The sequence below is a fragment of the Thermococcus gorgonarius genome, from assembly GCF_002214385.1.
In the GTDB taxonomy this organism is placed as follows: domain Archaea; phylum Methanobacteriota_B; class Thermococci; order Thermococcales; family Thermococcaceae; genus Thermococcus; species Thermococcus gorgonarius.
Map to the genome: position 1 here is coordinate 730,762 of NZ_CP014855.1, position 12,933 is coordinate 743,694.

At 49.6% G+C, this 12,933-nt stretch carries 13 protein-coding genes; 6 read left to right on the plus strand and 7 right to left on the minus strand.

Annotation, left to right across the window (positions count from 1 at the left end; all coding sequences use genetic code 11):
• Window positions 1–54: 54 nt before the first annotated feature.
• The 7 genes from A3K92_RS04150 to A3K92_RS04180 form a co-directional block, all read right to left on the minus strand.
• Window positions 55–1,155 carry a hypothetical protein gene (locus A3K92_RS04150; protein WP_088885061.1) on the minus strand — a complete coding sequence of 367 codons (1,101 nt, stop codon included), beginning with the start codon at window positions 1,153–1,155 and terminating at the stop codon, window positions 55–57.
• A gap of 203 nt (window positions 1,156–1,358) precedes the next feature.
• On the minus strand, window positions 1,359–2,084 hold the full coding sequence (locus A3K92_RS04155; RefSeq protein ID WP_088885062.1) for a tRNA-binding protein: 726 nt from the start codon (window positions 2,082–2,084) through the stop codon (window positions 1,359–1,361).
• Complete coding sequence (locus tag A3K92_RS04160; RefSeq protein ID WP_088885063.1) at window positions 2,032–3,159, minus strand: hypothetical protein; 1,128 nt, start codon at window positions 3,157–3,159, stop codon at window positions 2,032–2,034. Before A3K92_RS04160 ends, A3K92_RS04155 begins: the two co-directional genes overlap by 53 nt.
• A gap of 111 nt (window positions 3,160–3,270) precedes the next feature.
• Window positions 3,271–4,335: a hypothetical protein gene (locus tag A3K92_RS04165; RefSeq protein ID WP_088885064.1), complete on the minus strand. Its 1,065-nt coding sequence runs from the start codon at window positions 4,333–4,335 to the stop codon at window positions 3,271–3,273.
• 73 nt (window positions 4,336–4,408) lie between these two features.
• Complete coding sequence (locus tag A3K92_RS04170; RefSeq protein WP_088885065.1) at window positions 4,409–5,071, minus strand: 16S rRNA methyltransferase; 663 nt, start codon at window positions 5,069–5,071, stop codon at window positions 4,409–4,411.
• Window positions 5,049–6,140: a saccharopine dehydrogenase family protein gene (locus A3K92_RS04175; protein ID WP_088885066.1), complete on the minus strand. Its 1,092-nt coding sequence runs from the start codon at window positions 6,138–6,140 to the stop codon at window positions 5,049–5,051. Before A3K92_RS04175 ends, A3K92_RS04170 begins: the two co-directional genes overlap by 23 nt.
• A gap of 5 nt (window positions 6,141–6,145) precedes the next feature.
• The gene (locus tag A3K92_RS04180) at window positions 6,146–6,802 is read right to left on the minus strand and encodes an HAD family hydrolase (protein WP_088885067.1); all 657 of its coding nucleotides are present in this window, start codon (window positions 6,800–6,802) and stop codon (window positions 6,146–6,148) included.
• A gap of 147 nt (window positions 6,803–6,949) precedes the next feature.
• Between A3K92_RS04180 and eif1A the strand changes: the two genes are divergently transcribed.
• Genes eif1A through A3K92_RS04210 form a run of 6 tightly spaced genes read left to right on the plus strand, consistent with a single transcriptional unit; the run spans window position 6,950 to window position 12,930 of the window.
• Window positions 6,950–7,303 (plus strand): translation initiation factor eIF-1A, encoded by a 354-nt coding sequence (gene eif1A / locus A3K92_RS04185; protein WP_088885068.1) that lies wholly within the window; start codon window positions 6,950–6,952, stop codon window positions 7,301–7,303.
• Between the two features lie 29 nt (window positions 7,304–7,332).
• Complete coding sequence (locus A3K92_RS04190; protein ID WP_088885069.1) at window positions 7,333–8,109, plus strand: serine protein kinase RIO; 777 nt, start codon at window positions 7,333–7,335, stop codon at window positions 8,107–8,109.
• Between the two features lie 4 nt (window positions 8,110–8,113).
• Complete coding sequence (locus A3K92_RS04195) at window positions 8,114–8,830, plus strand: KH domain-containing protein (protein ID WP_088885070.1); 717 nt, start codon at window positions 8,114–8,116, stop codon at window positions 8,828–8,830.
• Window positions 8,831–8,832: 2 nt separating this feature from the next.
• Entirely contained in the window at window positions 8,833–10,536 is a 1,704-nt protein-coding gene (gene top6B, locus A3K92_RS04200) for a DNA topoisomerase VI subunit B (protein ID WP_088885071.1), read from the plus strand.
• Window positions 10,529–11,686, plus strand: a complete 1,158-nt coding sequence (locus A3K92_RS04205; RefSeq protein ID WP_088885072.1) for a DNA topoisomerase IV subunit A — start codon at window positions 10,529–10,531, stop codon at window positions 11,684–11,686. Before top6B ends, A3K92_RS04205 begins: the two co-directional genes overlap by 8 nt.
• On the plus strand, window positions 11,683–12,930 hold the full coding sequence (locus A3K92_RS04210) for a DUF530 family protein (RefSeq protein WP_088885073.1): 1,248 nt from the start codon (window positions 11,683–11,685) through the stop codon (window positions 12,928–12,930). The genes A3K92_RS04205 and A3K92_RS04210 overlap by 4 nt, the downstream gene beginning before the upstream one ends.
• Window positions 12,931–12,933: the final 3 nt, after the last annotated feature.

The window sequence follows — 12,933 nt, forward strand, 5'->3', positions numbered from 1 at the left end:
GCTGACGAAAGGATGATGACGATCTTGAGTGCTGAATCAAAATGAAAAAAGAATCTAACTGTGGAACACGGTATGAGGTGGATAAACGAATACCGATATTTTTATGTCCTTGGGGGCCGTCACCAGGTAGGGTGGGAAGGTTACGGGCATACCGAGGAGCCAAGTGTTTATCACATAAAACTCGGCGCTTGCGTCGTAGTTAAAGATGCCGAAGTAGCAGGCGTTGTTGGTGGGGGATTTGACCTTCATTGTTACGGCGCTCTCAAAGAAGAAAGGCATACCAAACGCTGGGGGATCTGGCAGCCAGGGCACGTCCTTCTTAAAATCGTATGCATGAAAGTCCACGTAGTTGTTTGGATCCAGTGTATGTGTATCCATCCTAAAGTAGTATCCATCGTTTGTATTCACTGAGTAGCCTGCACTTGCACTTATCTGGGCGGTCTTCTCTGAATCCAGTTCCACCGTTATGGCCTCGGAATAGCTGGTCATTGGACCCATATGCCCATCAGGGAGAAAATCTTCGAGTGCCTCGTATGTTCCCCCTGTGCTCACGCGTAAACGTAGATCCTTGAGGGCAACATCTGAGGATGAAACATCCCCACGAACCCTTGTTTTGGCGTAGTACTCGATTGTATTAGAATCTATAGGGTAGTAATAATAAAAACCCTTGAGCTCGAGGACACCTTTTTGACCGAATAAAGATGATGTTGAAGTCACCCAGTCTATTGAGCCAGCATAGTTCCAGTTTACATTGGGTTCAATAGCTGAGGCAATCTTAATATTTGAAACCTGGGTCCTAAAATGAGTCTCTGCAAATTCTTCAAACTTTCTCTGAAGACGAGGATAGTCATTGGGCTCAGCCCCCTGGACTACATAGTAGGCAGGAGCGTACGCCCCATTGCCTATTGGCCTCAAGGCTATTCCAATAAAAGTTGCATCTTTTATGGCGCTGAAGTTTATAGCGAGAGTAACTTCTTTTCCCTTAACGAAAGAATGGGCATGGAGTGATGCATCGGGGCCTGTGAAGACTTTTGTCAATGCCCCCTGGGGTGGGGCAGGATAAATAGGTTTTTGAACCGGGATATAAGAACTCCCAGTGGCCATCCCACCCACAAGCAGTCCTAACAGGACTGCCAACAATAGCCTCCACTTCACGAGGTTCACCTCCGGAACAGTTGTGTAATACTGGTTGTGCGATTTTTCCTTATAAGTTTTTCCTTCTCTGTATTAGTAATATACTTCCCTTTTCTTCAGGTGTTGATTTATTTTTAATCACAAGTTTTTCAAATGAGAACAAGCCAAAAGAAAGAAGAGTAATTGAATAATCCAGTAAATAAATCTAAACAAAAAGCGAAAGATCATCCTTTTAAAAACGCCTCAACGAGGTTCCTCGTCTCGACGAAGGCCTCAAGCGGAACCCCCTTTGGAAGTCCGCCGATTTCTCCCTTAACGTCCTTTAAAACTCCCTCTCCGGCGCCGAGGAACATGCCCTCGCTGACTATCCCCCTGAAGTTTGCCGGCGGTAGCAGGGCCACTGCCACACGGTTTCCTTCCTTAACCGTTAGGTCGTTGGTGACAACTGTTATGGCCCTATCGCCGATGTTTACGTTTGTGACAAGCAAGCGGTCTGCATTTGGATGTTTGGCGACGCTCATGACCTCACCAACTTTTATGTCGACCGCTATGACGGGATCGTTTATCTTACCGAGGGCAAGGCGTTTATCCAGGTTGAGAATAGTGTTGAGGAAGAACTTTATCTTGGCCACCTGCTCCTCTACCTTCTCCCTTTCTTCCTTGGAGGCGTTGCTGAGGAACTTGTGGTGCCAGTCCTCTCCGCCTAAGGCTTCGATTATTGCCATGGCCTTCTCCTTCAGAGCCTTCATCTGAGGCGTCTCGATGAGATCTTTCGGCTCGACGTAGCTGTACCTCATGGCCTGTATCTCGGGAATCATCTCCCTGGCAAGCTTTATAGCCTTCTTTTTGTCCCACTTGCCCTTAAACTTCGCCCCTTCAATCGTCTTTAGAAACAGTTCAACGCTTTTCTCCGCCACTAACAACCGGTAGTCCTTGCTCGTATCCCACATGAGCTTCACCGCCAATCAGCTGGAGGGTCTTCCTCTTAATGCTTTCGTCGGGTATATTGTGGGCTATGGCCCTGGCCAGGAACTCGTCACCTGACCGATAATGGGCCACGGCTACCCTGCTGAGAACCTCCGAGAGAAAGTCTTCCCTATCTATGAGACCAGCCAATTTAGAGGCCAGCTCAGGTTTTCCTAGCTTTACGAAGTCGATTGCTATGCTGGATATCCCCAGTTCATTTATGGTGCCCTTCTCGCTCTTTATCCTGCGGAGTGTCTCGTAGGCCTCATCAAAGAGGGGTTTAGCGAGTTCTGGATGATCCGTTGAGTATAGCCAGAATGCTACCTCGAGAAGGCCAAGAGGCCGGTATTCCAGGGGGAGATACCTTGTTAGAAGTATCGCATCATCGATCCTGTCCTCGGCAAGGAGCCTTCTGAGATAAACAAGATCCCCGTCAATCGCACGCTCAATTATCCTCTCCTTTGCCCGGATCAATGTCGCGGGGAACCTTAAACCTATAAAATCGTATATCTCAGCCGCAAGTCTGAAGAAGAGAATCGCCCAATGACCATCGTCGACAAAATCAACGGCTCCCACGATAGATCTCGCTATCCTTGAGGCGAGGGGTATTGCTTCCTTGGTTCCGCTCTCTCTTGCAATGATAAGCGCCTCAAAGGCCTTGGTAAACAGGTCGTATGCATCCTCATAAAAGCCAGCCTTCGCCAGATTAATCCCCACCCCTGTTAGGGCCTCGGCTCGCCACAGGGGGATTGGGACCCTTTGGGCTGTTTTTATTGCCTCTTTTAGAAACTTTACTCCTTCTGTTTCTTCACCTGTCGAAATTAAGGTCTCGCCTATTATGGACAGAAGTATGGCCCTCTCTTTTCTATCGTTTGCATAGTCTACGGTTTTAATCAACTCTCTTTTTACAACGAGATAATCTTCAATTCTCTCGACAGATTTTAGCATCTCCGATAGAAGCTCGGCCTTTATGATTGGGTCTTCTTCCTCTCGCAGGTATTTCAGGGCTACGTCAACCCTCCCTCGTCTCGCATACTCTACTAGGCTCTCCACTATCATGCTCGTTCCTCCTAGACATCATTCTTACTCAGGCTTACCATCAATTTATAAGCTTTATCTCCAAGCTTATTAAAGGGCTCTTTAAAAGAAAACCTTTAATGAGATTGGGATTCAGTCCGCGAGATTTTCTTTTGATATTACCCTCTCAATTTCACTAATGACTTTGTCCTTAATAAGTATATCGCCTATTCTTCTGGCCAGCTCCATCGCTCTTTCAACATCTCCCCGTCTCGCGTGATAAAGAGCTATCTCCCCTATCAGTTCTGAAAACCGCCTGCTGTCGGATATTAAGCCCGCCAGTGTAAGGGCTTCCTTTGTTTTTCCAAGCCTCAGGAACTTGTAAGCCAGGGCCTCTACCTCCTTTTCGTTGATGGGGAACTTTCCAACCAGGAGTGTTTCGACAGCATCTTCAAAAACAACCTTTGCCAGATCGTTCATATCATGGACGAAGAGCCAGTAGGAAACGTTCAGCATGGCCAATGCCCTTTGTCCGGGAGGGAGAAAACGGGCCATCTGGAGAGCCTTATCGGCTTCACCTTTCTCGAGAAGTTCCATGACCTCTGCTGAGCCCCTTCTGAACACTTCCTTCGCGATTTTCATTTTTTCTTTGATCTCTTTTGATTGAAGCTTAAAGCCCAGAGAATCATATATGGTTACGGCGAATAAATAGAAGTCCAAAGCCATCTCGTTGGGTATTTCCTCGGCGCTCTCTTCTACGGCTTTAGCCAGGAAAATTAAGTTGGAGACTATCTCTGAATACAGGGCTCGTGATGACTGAAAGCGGTCGTACGCGTCCATGAATGCTCTGAGACCATCGCTGTATCTCCCAGAGAGAACTAGATTCTTTCCGATCTCTATCAAAGCTTCACCCTGGCTCACGGGAGAGGAAATCCTGCGTAGATATTCGAAGGCTTTTTCAAAGCTTTTTTCACCCTCCTTCTCAAGTTCAAGGGAGTAGAATGCTTTCCCGACGTAAGATTCTGCAATGGCCCTCTCTTTCGGTGAGGTTATTGCCGACAGGGAATCCAGAAGAGCCGGAAGAAACTCCTCTCTGTAAGAGCGTGATATGATCTCCGATATCATCTTCACTCTCTTCAGAGGATCCTTCTCCTTTATCGCCTCGGCAAAGGCACCTCTGTAGTTCCCGAGGCGGAGATGCTCACGAAATCTGTTCACAGCTACCCACCGTTTAATATCCACCCTCCACCCTAAAAAGGCTTTCGAAACCCGGAAAAATTATAAAAACGGCTTATGGGAGGTAGTACCTCTCGGCGTTGACTATCACTTCGTTTACAACAGTCCAGGCCATGAGGGATCCATCGTACAGGCTTATTCTCTTACCAAAGTCAACCTTCCTGAAGTCCCCGTGTGGAAAGCCGCCTACTATTACAGCTGGATCTCTGAACTCGGCCAAGGTTTTTCCAAACTCCCAAGGTTTAATCTTTTCTCCCTTTTCGTGCATGACAAAGATTGCGTCGGGGTTTATCTCCTTTATCAGTTGGTCTATTGTCTTTTTCTTCATCCTGAGCAGGCCGAGGTCTTTAGGAACTATCTTCTCCTTGAAGAGGCTCTCCATGAGGCCAAGAAACCTGTTGTAGTTCCTTGGAAGCCGGGTCTCGGGTTTTACGTAAATTACATCGTCGTTTCGGGTGTGGACGTAGACCCTAAGTTTCCCTTCCTTATTGAGAATGCTCTCAAGGGCATTAAGAAGGCACAGGTGGACTATATCCGGCCTTCCCCTTCTCTCGCCGTCCTCAAGCTTCCTGAGAGCGGCGTGATGATAGGTGCTGTCGAGTATTATCTCGTTTGGCTTCTTTCCCCGTCTCTTCGCGTAGTTGACTATAGCCGGGTGATCCAGAATCGACTCGGGAGGAAGTTCGAGTTCTGACTCAGCTATTATCAGGTGAAGCATTTTCGATCCCTCCCTCGATCATTACGCCTCTATCCTTGAGGTCTTCCAGTATTCTGTTAAAAGTGTCTATCCTCATTCCGAGCATCTCTGGAGGAATAACTCCGTAGATGCAGCTACTCTCGGAAACTATTCTGGCAACTGAAGAGGCCGTGAAGCCGGTTAAACGGCTCATTGAACTTAGGCCGTCTTTCTCTTCATCATAAACGAGGTATCTTCCGGTTGTCATCTTTCCGTTAAGGATTCCCCTCGCGAGAACCTCCATTATCGAGAAGTCAGGGCTCTCGTAGGTCATGAGCGGGGCTATGACGTTGAGAGTGAAGTCCAGGTTTTTCTCCTCGAAAAATCCCAACTCCCTGAGAACTTTTATCTTCTCCAAATGTCCGGGCCACCTTAGAGTCCACTCTTCTAGCTTTTTAGCCCTAACACTCCACAATAAGCTCCTTAATCCATCGCTCGGGAATGCCTCGAATTCCATGTTTTTAATCCGAACTTTTCTTACCTCGCTCAGGGGATCTATTTCCAGAATTTCACCGTTCCGTGTCACCCTTGCCTTTCTAACGTATTCTTCAATTAAATCTTTAGGTGACCATGTAATTCTGTAATAAAGTGGTGGCCTGGGATGCTTGGGAAGACCACCAACGTATATCAGGCCCTCTTCCAAGGTATCAAGTTCGGCCCAAAGTCTCCCCATCAGTATATGACTCAAGCCCGGTGCGAAGCCTGCATCGAATATCACAGTAACCCGAGCTTCTTCCGCCTTGTCTCTAAGTTCAAGGGGGTTCTCGGGCATGAAGGAGACGTCCACAAGGTCAGTTCCAGCCTTTAGTGCAGCCTTGACAACAGAGTAACCCAGATTGCCTGGAAGGGTTCCCACTGCAAGCTCAAACTTTCTGAGTGCCTCAACCAGATCATCGAACCTCGAAGCGTCTAGCTTAATCGGCGTGGCAAATTCTTTAACAGCATCAAGCCTCTCTTTACTTATGTCAGCAACGTAAACGTCAAACTCATCCCTCAGATCGTAGGCCACGGCCTTCCCTATGTTTCCAGCACCCAGTACCAAAACTTTCACGGAAATCACCTCAGGAACTCCTCCAACCTTTCGTCTATCTCAAGCAACTCCCTGAGGTTCTTGATCTTGACGAAATTGTCCCTTTCGAAGAGTATGGCTACATCGTGCTTGTAGGGGGACGCTTTCTGAACGAGGAGGGTATTTTCGTCGGTTATGTACGTGAACCTGCTTGGGCTGTCGTCAACCCAAACTATTGGTTCATCTGGATACAGTTCCCTTATTCCCTCAAACTTCTGGAGCATATCCCTGGTGCTCTTAAAAGTGATTATTGAGTCGAATTCATCGTACCAGTTCGTCTTTTTGAGAAAGATCACCTTTCCACCGGGATATGTGTGCTCTCCCGAAAAGCTTATGACCGTTCTTCCCCTCCTCTTCAGCGTTCTAACGGTTCTCCTCGCGTTGGGTAGATCCTGTATAAACTTCGGCATAAGCCTGTAGTATTCGTGAATTGTGCCCTGGGCCACCAGTTCATGGATAACGCCAAGGTGGCGGTAGGTAAGCTTTCCCTTTATGAAAAGAAAGAGCGCCTGGTAGTACTCATCATAGAGATCGCTCTCGATGACTGCAGGTATAGTTCTCTCGATGGCGAGCTGAAGGGCCTTCTCGACTGCCTGATGGCTGTTCACAAGGGTTCCATCAAAATCAAAGAGATACACGGTCATAGTGAACACTCTCCCCTATCTATTCCGGAAGGTATTTAACCGTTTCCCGTGCAAAAAATTTAAAAGTACGAATGTGTACAGCAAGTGAAGAATTTTTGCATGCGCAGGTTTATAAAGGATGAAATGGATGGGAGGGAGGTGGTTATCATGGCACCACACAACAAGAATAAGAACCAGACAGAAGGAGAGGAGATAATTCGTGTTCCGCTCCCTGACAGGAGTAAAGGACAGCTCTTCGGCGTGATCGAGCAGGCCCTCGGAGCCGGCTGGATGGACGTCCGCTGCGAGGACGGAAAGGTGAGGAGATGCAGGATTCCGGGTAAGCTCAAGAGAAGGATGTGGATGCGCGTTGGGGATGTTGTCATAGTCCAGCCCTGGCCAGTTCAGAGTGACCAGAGAGGGGATATAGTTTACCGGTACACAAAAACCCAGGTTGACTGGCTCCTCAGGAAGGGCAAGATAAGTCAGGACTTTATCACCGGTGGCGAGCTCCTGTTCTGAGCCAGTATCAAACTCCCTAGTGATGCAAGATGCGCGGGGATGCATTGGAGCGGGAGATCGAGGAAATACTGGGCCTGAGGGAGAGAAGAGAAAAGGACAGTGAGCTCTACAAAATAGCCAACGAAGTCTTTGACAGAACTACCAAAGAAACCCTGGCCTATCTCCACAGGCGGGGGAAGATAGAGGAGCTCTACGGTGTCATAAGCACAGGAAAAGAGGCCAACGTGTTTGCTGGCGTTGACTCAGAGGGGAACAGAATAGCCGTGAAAATTTACCGCACGTACACCACCGAGTTCAGAAGGATATGGGAATACCTTGCGGCTGACCCCAGGATAGGCTACCTGCCAAAAGACATGAGGAAGCTCGTCTTTGTCTGGACGAGGAGAGAGTTTAAAAACCTCCAGAGGGCGATAAAGTACGCCGTTAGGGTACCTGAACCACTGGCTTTTCGCAACAACGTACTAGTCATGGAGTTCATTGGCGATGAGCTGCCCGCTCCAAGGCTCAAAGACGTTGAAAAAGACCTCACGAAGACCGACTTCGAGGAGCTCTACGATTTCACAATGGGAGTAATCGAGAGGCTCTGGAAGAGGGGAGACATGGTTCACGGTGATTTAAGCGAATACAACATCCTGATCCACGAGGGGCCCGTGGTGATAGACTGGTCACAGGCTACAGTCAAAAGAAACCGCATGAGCCTTGAACTGCTGAGAAGGGATCTAACCAACGTCTCCAACTACTTCAGAAAGAGAGGTGTCGATGTCGTAGATCCCGAAGAAAAGTTTCGCGAGCTCGTTGAGAGGTGAGAGAATGGACGAGTTTGAGAGGCTCCTGAAGAAGTATGAGAGAGTTGACAAGGATGGAAGGGTTGAGAGAGAAAAAGAGGAAGAAGAAATTACGTTTACCTCCCTGGGTGAGCAGGAGGAGTTCGTTAAAATCCCAAAGGAAAGAATAGCAGTCCTCATTGGGAAGAAGGGGCAGACCAAAAGAGAGATCGAGAGAAGAACGAAAACCAAGATAGACGTCGACAGCGAGACTGGGGAAGTTTTCATAACCGCAACAGAAAAAACTGACGATCCCCTTGCAGTTTGGAAGGCCAGGGACGTTGTTCTGGCCATAGGGAGGGGCTTTTCACCCGAGAGGGCCTTCAGGCTCTTCAACGAGGGCGAAACCCTGGAGGTCATCAACCTCACTGACATCGTCGTCGGTAACGAGAAAAACGCACTTCCGAGGGTTAGGGGCAGGATAATAGGCAGAAAGGGCAGGACAAGGGAGATAATAGAGGAGATGAGCGGTGCAGACATAAGCGTCTACGGCAAAACCGTTGCAATAATTGGAAACCCGATCCAAGTTGAAGTTGCCAAAACCGCCGTGGAAAAGCTTGCCCGTGGTTCACCCCACGGCGTGGTTTACCGCTATCTGGAGCGGAGGAAGAAGGATCTTGAGCTTGAGGTTGCCAACTACTACGAGGCCCTCGAAGGCAACGCTCCTGATTACTTTGAGGACTTTGAAGAAGAGGAGGAGTGAAAATGGCCGAGGCGAATCAGCTGTTTAGGGAGTTTAAGATTCAAAGCGTCAGCGAGTTCTTCAGACGAAACGCCGCAATGCTTGGATACACCGGTAAGGTTCGCTCCCTCACAACGCTTGTTCATGAGGCGGTGACCAACTCCCTCGATGCCTGCGAAGAGGCCGGAATACCACCTTACGTCAGGGTTGAAATCGAGGAACTCGGGGACGAGCACTACAAGGTCGTCGTTGAGGACAACGGCCCGGGAATCCCGGAGAAGTACATAACGCACGTCTTCGGTAAGATGCTCGCCGGAACCAAGGCCCACAGGAACATACAGAGCAGGGGCCAGCAGGGTATCGGTATAAGCGGTGCCGTCATGTTCGCCCAGATAACGAGCGGAAAGGCCACACGCGTGATCACCTCAACGGGCGGCGATGAAATCATCGAGGCGTGGGTTAAGATAGACGTGGACAAGAATGAGGGTAAGATAGTCAAAAAGGAGAAGCATCCAAACCTCAAGGGCTGGCGCGGGACGAGGATAGAGCTGGAAGTGAAGAACGTCAAGTACATGCGCTCCAAGCAGGGCGTTTACTGGTACCTCAAGCTAACGGCAATAGCCAATCCTCACGCTCACATCGAACTCATCGAGCCGGATGGAAAGCTCATAGTCTTCCCCAGGTCGAGCGACTACATCCCGGAACCGCCGGTTGAGATGAAGCCCCATCCGAAGGGTGTAATGACGGACGACGTTTACAGGCTGGCAAAGAAAACCAGGAAAAACACAGTGAGAAGGTTCCTCATCGGGGAGTTCTCAAGGATAAGCGACAAGAAAGTAGATGAGTTAATCGAATACATAGCCGCTCTCAGGCTCATAAAGACAGTTAAAGACAAGAAACTCCAGGAGCAGTACTACCAGAGGCTCATGGAAGGCGACGTTAAATCCGTTTTGAGGGCTTTCAAGGGCTACACAAAGGTCGTCAAGCAGGTGGCAAAGCTCATGGAGAAACCGCCCGAAAAGCTCACATGGCACGAAGCGGAGGAAATCGTTGAGGCGTTCAAGTACATGAAGTTCCTCGCTCCCCCGACGCACGGTCTGAGGCCAATAGGCGAGGAGAACATCGAAAAGGGTCTGAAAGGAATCCTCAAGCCCGAGTTCGTCACCGCTGTAACGAGGCCACCCAAGGTCTATTCCGGGGGTATTCCCTTCCAGGTGGAGGTCGGAATAGCATACGGCGGTGAGATTCCTGCTGGGTTTGACCTCTACCGCTACGCCAACCGCGTCCCGCTCCTCTTCGATGCTGGTTCGTGTGTAACAACCCAAGCGGCGCGCTCGATAGACTGGAAGCGCTACAAGATAGATGACCTCGACAGGGCACCGTTGGTTCTAATGATAAACGTCGTCAGCGTTCACGTACCCTACACGGGAACCGGAAAGCAGAGCATAGCAAGCGTTGATGAGATCTACAACGAGATCCGCCTCGCCATAATGGATGCCGCCAGAAGGCTCCAAACTTATCTCAGCGGCAAGCACAGAAGATTAGCCCAGGTCAAGAGAAGGAAGACCTTCGAGAAGTACGTGCCCGAGATAGCGAGAGCCTTGAGCATACTCACCGGCGAGCCCGAGGAAAAGATTAGGGAGTACTTCATCAGGTTCATCGAGAGCCGCTTTACCGCTGTCGAGGCTGAAGACGTTCCAGTTGAGGAGGTGGCTGAGAATGCCTAAAGTTAAAATCCACCGCGAGAAGCCCAAGGAGAAGTTCTCATACGATCCGAAGAAAGTCCTTAAAATGCTCGACGAGCACGCCAGGAGGATACTCGAGGATATAAAGCAGGGGAAGAACCCGCACTTTGACATCCCGACCCGCGGTCTGAGCAACGTTTACTTCGACGAGAAATCGCGGCTTATCAGAATGGGGGACAAGCTCTCAAGGCGTTACTTCCTCAACGTTGCCCACGCGAGAAAGTTCATGCAGACGCTCCTGATAATGGCCTACGTGAAGAGGCTCGTCAGCGAGGGCAAACACGCGAGCCTTCGTGAAGCCTACTACGCCAACAAGCACACCATTCCCGGAACGAGGGAGAACACCTTTGAGGACCAGAGTGAGAGCGATCCAATTATTGAGGACCTTGAGAGAATGTTTGGAGTGCTGAGAGAAGAGATGCACATAACCGCGGACAGGCGCGGTTACATCTACGGCGACATAGTCATCCGCGATGGCGAGGACGAGTTCAACGCGAGCAAGCTCGGAAGCGGTGGATGGGCTGTCCCAGGAACGGTGGAGCACATTCAGTTTCCTGAGATAAACGTTGACTACGCTCTGGTAGTTGAGACGGCAGCTATGGCCGACCGTCTGATTGAGGAAAAGTATCCCAAGAAGGAGAACGCCCTGATCATAGCAACGCAGGGACAGGCTTCCCGTGGCGTCAGGCGTTTAATCCACAGGCTCCACTACGAAGAGGGATTGCCTATCATAGTCTTCACTGACGGTGACCCCTACGGTTGGTACATCTACTCGACAATAAAGCAGGGTTCGATTAACCTCGCTTACCTCAGCGATAAACTGGCAACGCCCGAGGCCAAGTTCGTGGGAATGACCATGGACGACATAAAGCGCTATGGCCTGGAGAACGTCACTGAAAAGCTCAAGGGCATTCCGCCCAACAAGAAGGGCGGTCCGACAGGAGACTACAAGAGAATCCTTGAGGAGATGAACTACCCCTGGTTCCAGAACAAGGAGTGGCAGAGACAGCTCCAGCTTGCCCTAAAATGGGGGGTCAGGATAGAACAGCAGGCTTTGGCCAATAAGTCCCTTGAGTTCGTTGCTAAGGAATACCTTCCGGAAAAGATCAATAACGGTGATCTGCTGCCATGACGACAACGGAGGAGCTAGTATCTCAGGTCAACAAGATACTCGACGACATAGGCATAGACATGGCAGGGTTATTTGAGGATTTCGACGTTGTTGAGCTGGCCTATACTCTGAAGAAAAACCTCTCTCTCCTGAGCGAGCTGGAAGAGGAACTGGAAAGGAGGGTCGGTGAGTCAATTCCGACCCTCCACAGCATGGATAAGAAAAGTCGTGATCCGCACATACAGTGGCTCTATCGGAAAAAAAGAAACAGGGTTCTGGCCCTTGAGAGGCTTCGCGCTGCTATAACTGCACACAAGATGGCCTTAGCCCACATCTCAGCCAACTACGAGTTCTACCTTGGAAAATCTCCAATAAAGGTCGATTCCATCAAGAAAGATGAGCTTGGTAAGATAAAGGCCAAAGAAAAGCCGGTCAAGTTGGGCAGGATTGAAGTTCTCCCCTATTTGCCCTATTCCGGCGATGTCTTAAGGCTGCTTTCTAGGGAGGGCATCGAGGTCAGGGAGACCTTCAAGTTCATAAAGGGAAAGTTGAGGGAAAAGGGAACGGTCAGAACCAGAGGATTGAGGATAGAGGTTGAGTACTGGAGCGACAAGAGGCTGAAGAGGGACAGGATCGACCTTCCGGCGGACGCTGATATAGAGGCGGAACTCAGGAAGAGGTACGGGCGCAGGTTTAGATGGCGGGTCCTGAGCTTTGTTAAGACTAAGGGAGTTCTGATCAACAACCACTACACTGTGGACAATCTTTCCCTTGCATACGCTCTCTTGGATCCCAAGGATGGTCCAGAAAAGCTTGCCCTCGACATATTCAGGTACTACTTCCTCACGTCCCCCACTGAGAGGGAAACCCTCGGCCTTTATCCGGGCATTAAACAGTGCGTTGACTGCCACTACTCCCTGCTGGATTTGCCGTTTAAACGTGAACCTGACTTTAAGGTTGGTTACGGAAGCATGCTCCTGATAAGGAAGTGCGAGATCGAGAATATGCTCTCGGGAAAGAGAACGGACATAAGTTCGATTCCAAACTACCTCCTGGGGGGAATTGTACTCTATGGCATCACCTCATGGAACGAAGGGAAGGTAAGCGAACTGCTTGGAATAAACTTGGAAGACCTGACCGAGGCCATAAGGAAGTTCGTGCTTTCTGGCCTCCACACGACGCTCTTCTCCAGCGTTGACAAATTCGAAAAATTCATGCCGAAGAGCGACAAGGCGAAGAAGTTCCTCTCCCTTCTCCAGGGGTGAGAG

Bases quoted from the DNA above. Each gene is read 5' to 3' on its own strand.
- A3K92_RS04205 (WP_088885072.1), top strand. From the start codon at position 10,529: ATGCCTAAAGTTAAAATCCACCGCGAGAAGCCCAAGGAGAAGTTCTCA.
- A3K92_RS04155 (WP_088885062.1), bottom strand. From the start codon at position 2,084: ATGTGGGATACGAGCAAGGACTACCGGTTGTTAGTGGCGGAGAAAAGC.
- A3K92_RS04160 (WP_088885063.1), bottom strand. From the start codon at position 3,159: ATGATAGTGGAGAGCCTAGTAGAGTATGCGAGACGAGGGAGGGTTGAC.
- top6B (WP_088885071.1), top strand. From the start codon at position 8,833: ATGGCCGAGGCGAATCAGCTGTTTAGGGAGTTTAAGATTCAAAGCGTC.
- A3K92_RS04195 (WP_088885070.1), top strand. From the start codon at position 8,114: ATGGACGAGTTTGAGAGGCTCCTGAAGAAGTATGAGAGAGTTGACAAG.
- A3K92_RS04180 (WP_088885067.1), bottom strand. From the start codon at position 6,802: ATGACCGTGTATCTCTTTGATTTTGATGGAACCCTTGTGAACAGCCAT.
- A3K92_RS04170 (WP_088885065.1), bottom strand. From the start codon at position 5,071: ATGCTTCACCTGATAATAGCTGAGTCAGAACTCGAACTTCCTCCCGAG.
- eif1A (WP_088885068.1), top strand. From the start codon at position 6,950: ATGGCACCACACAACAAGAATAAGAACCAGACAGAAGGAGAGGAGATA.
- A3K92_RS04190 (WP_088885069.1), top strand. From the start codon at position 7,333: ATGCGCGGGGATGCATTGGAGCGGGAGATCGAGGAAATACTGGGCCTG.
- A3K92_RS04210 (WP_088885073.1), top strand. From the start codon at position 11,683: ATGACGACAACGGAGGAGCTAGTATCTCAGGTCAACAAGATACTCGAC.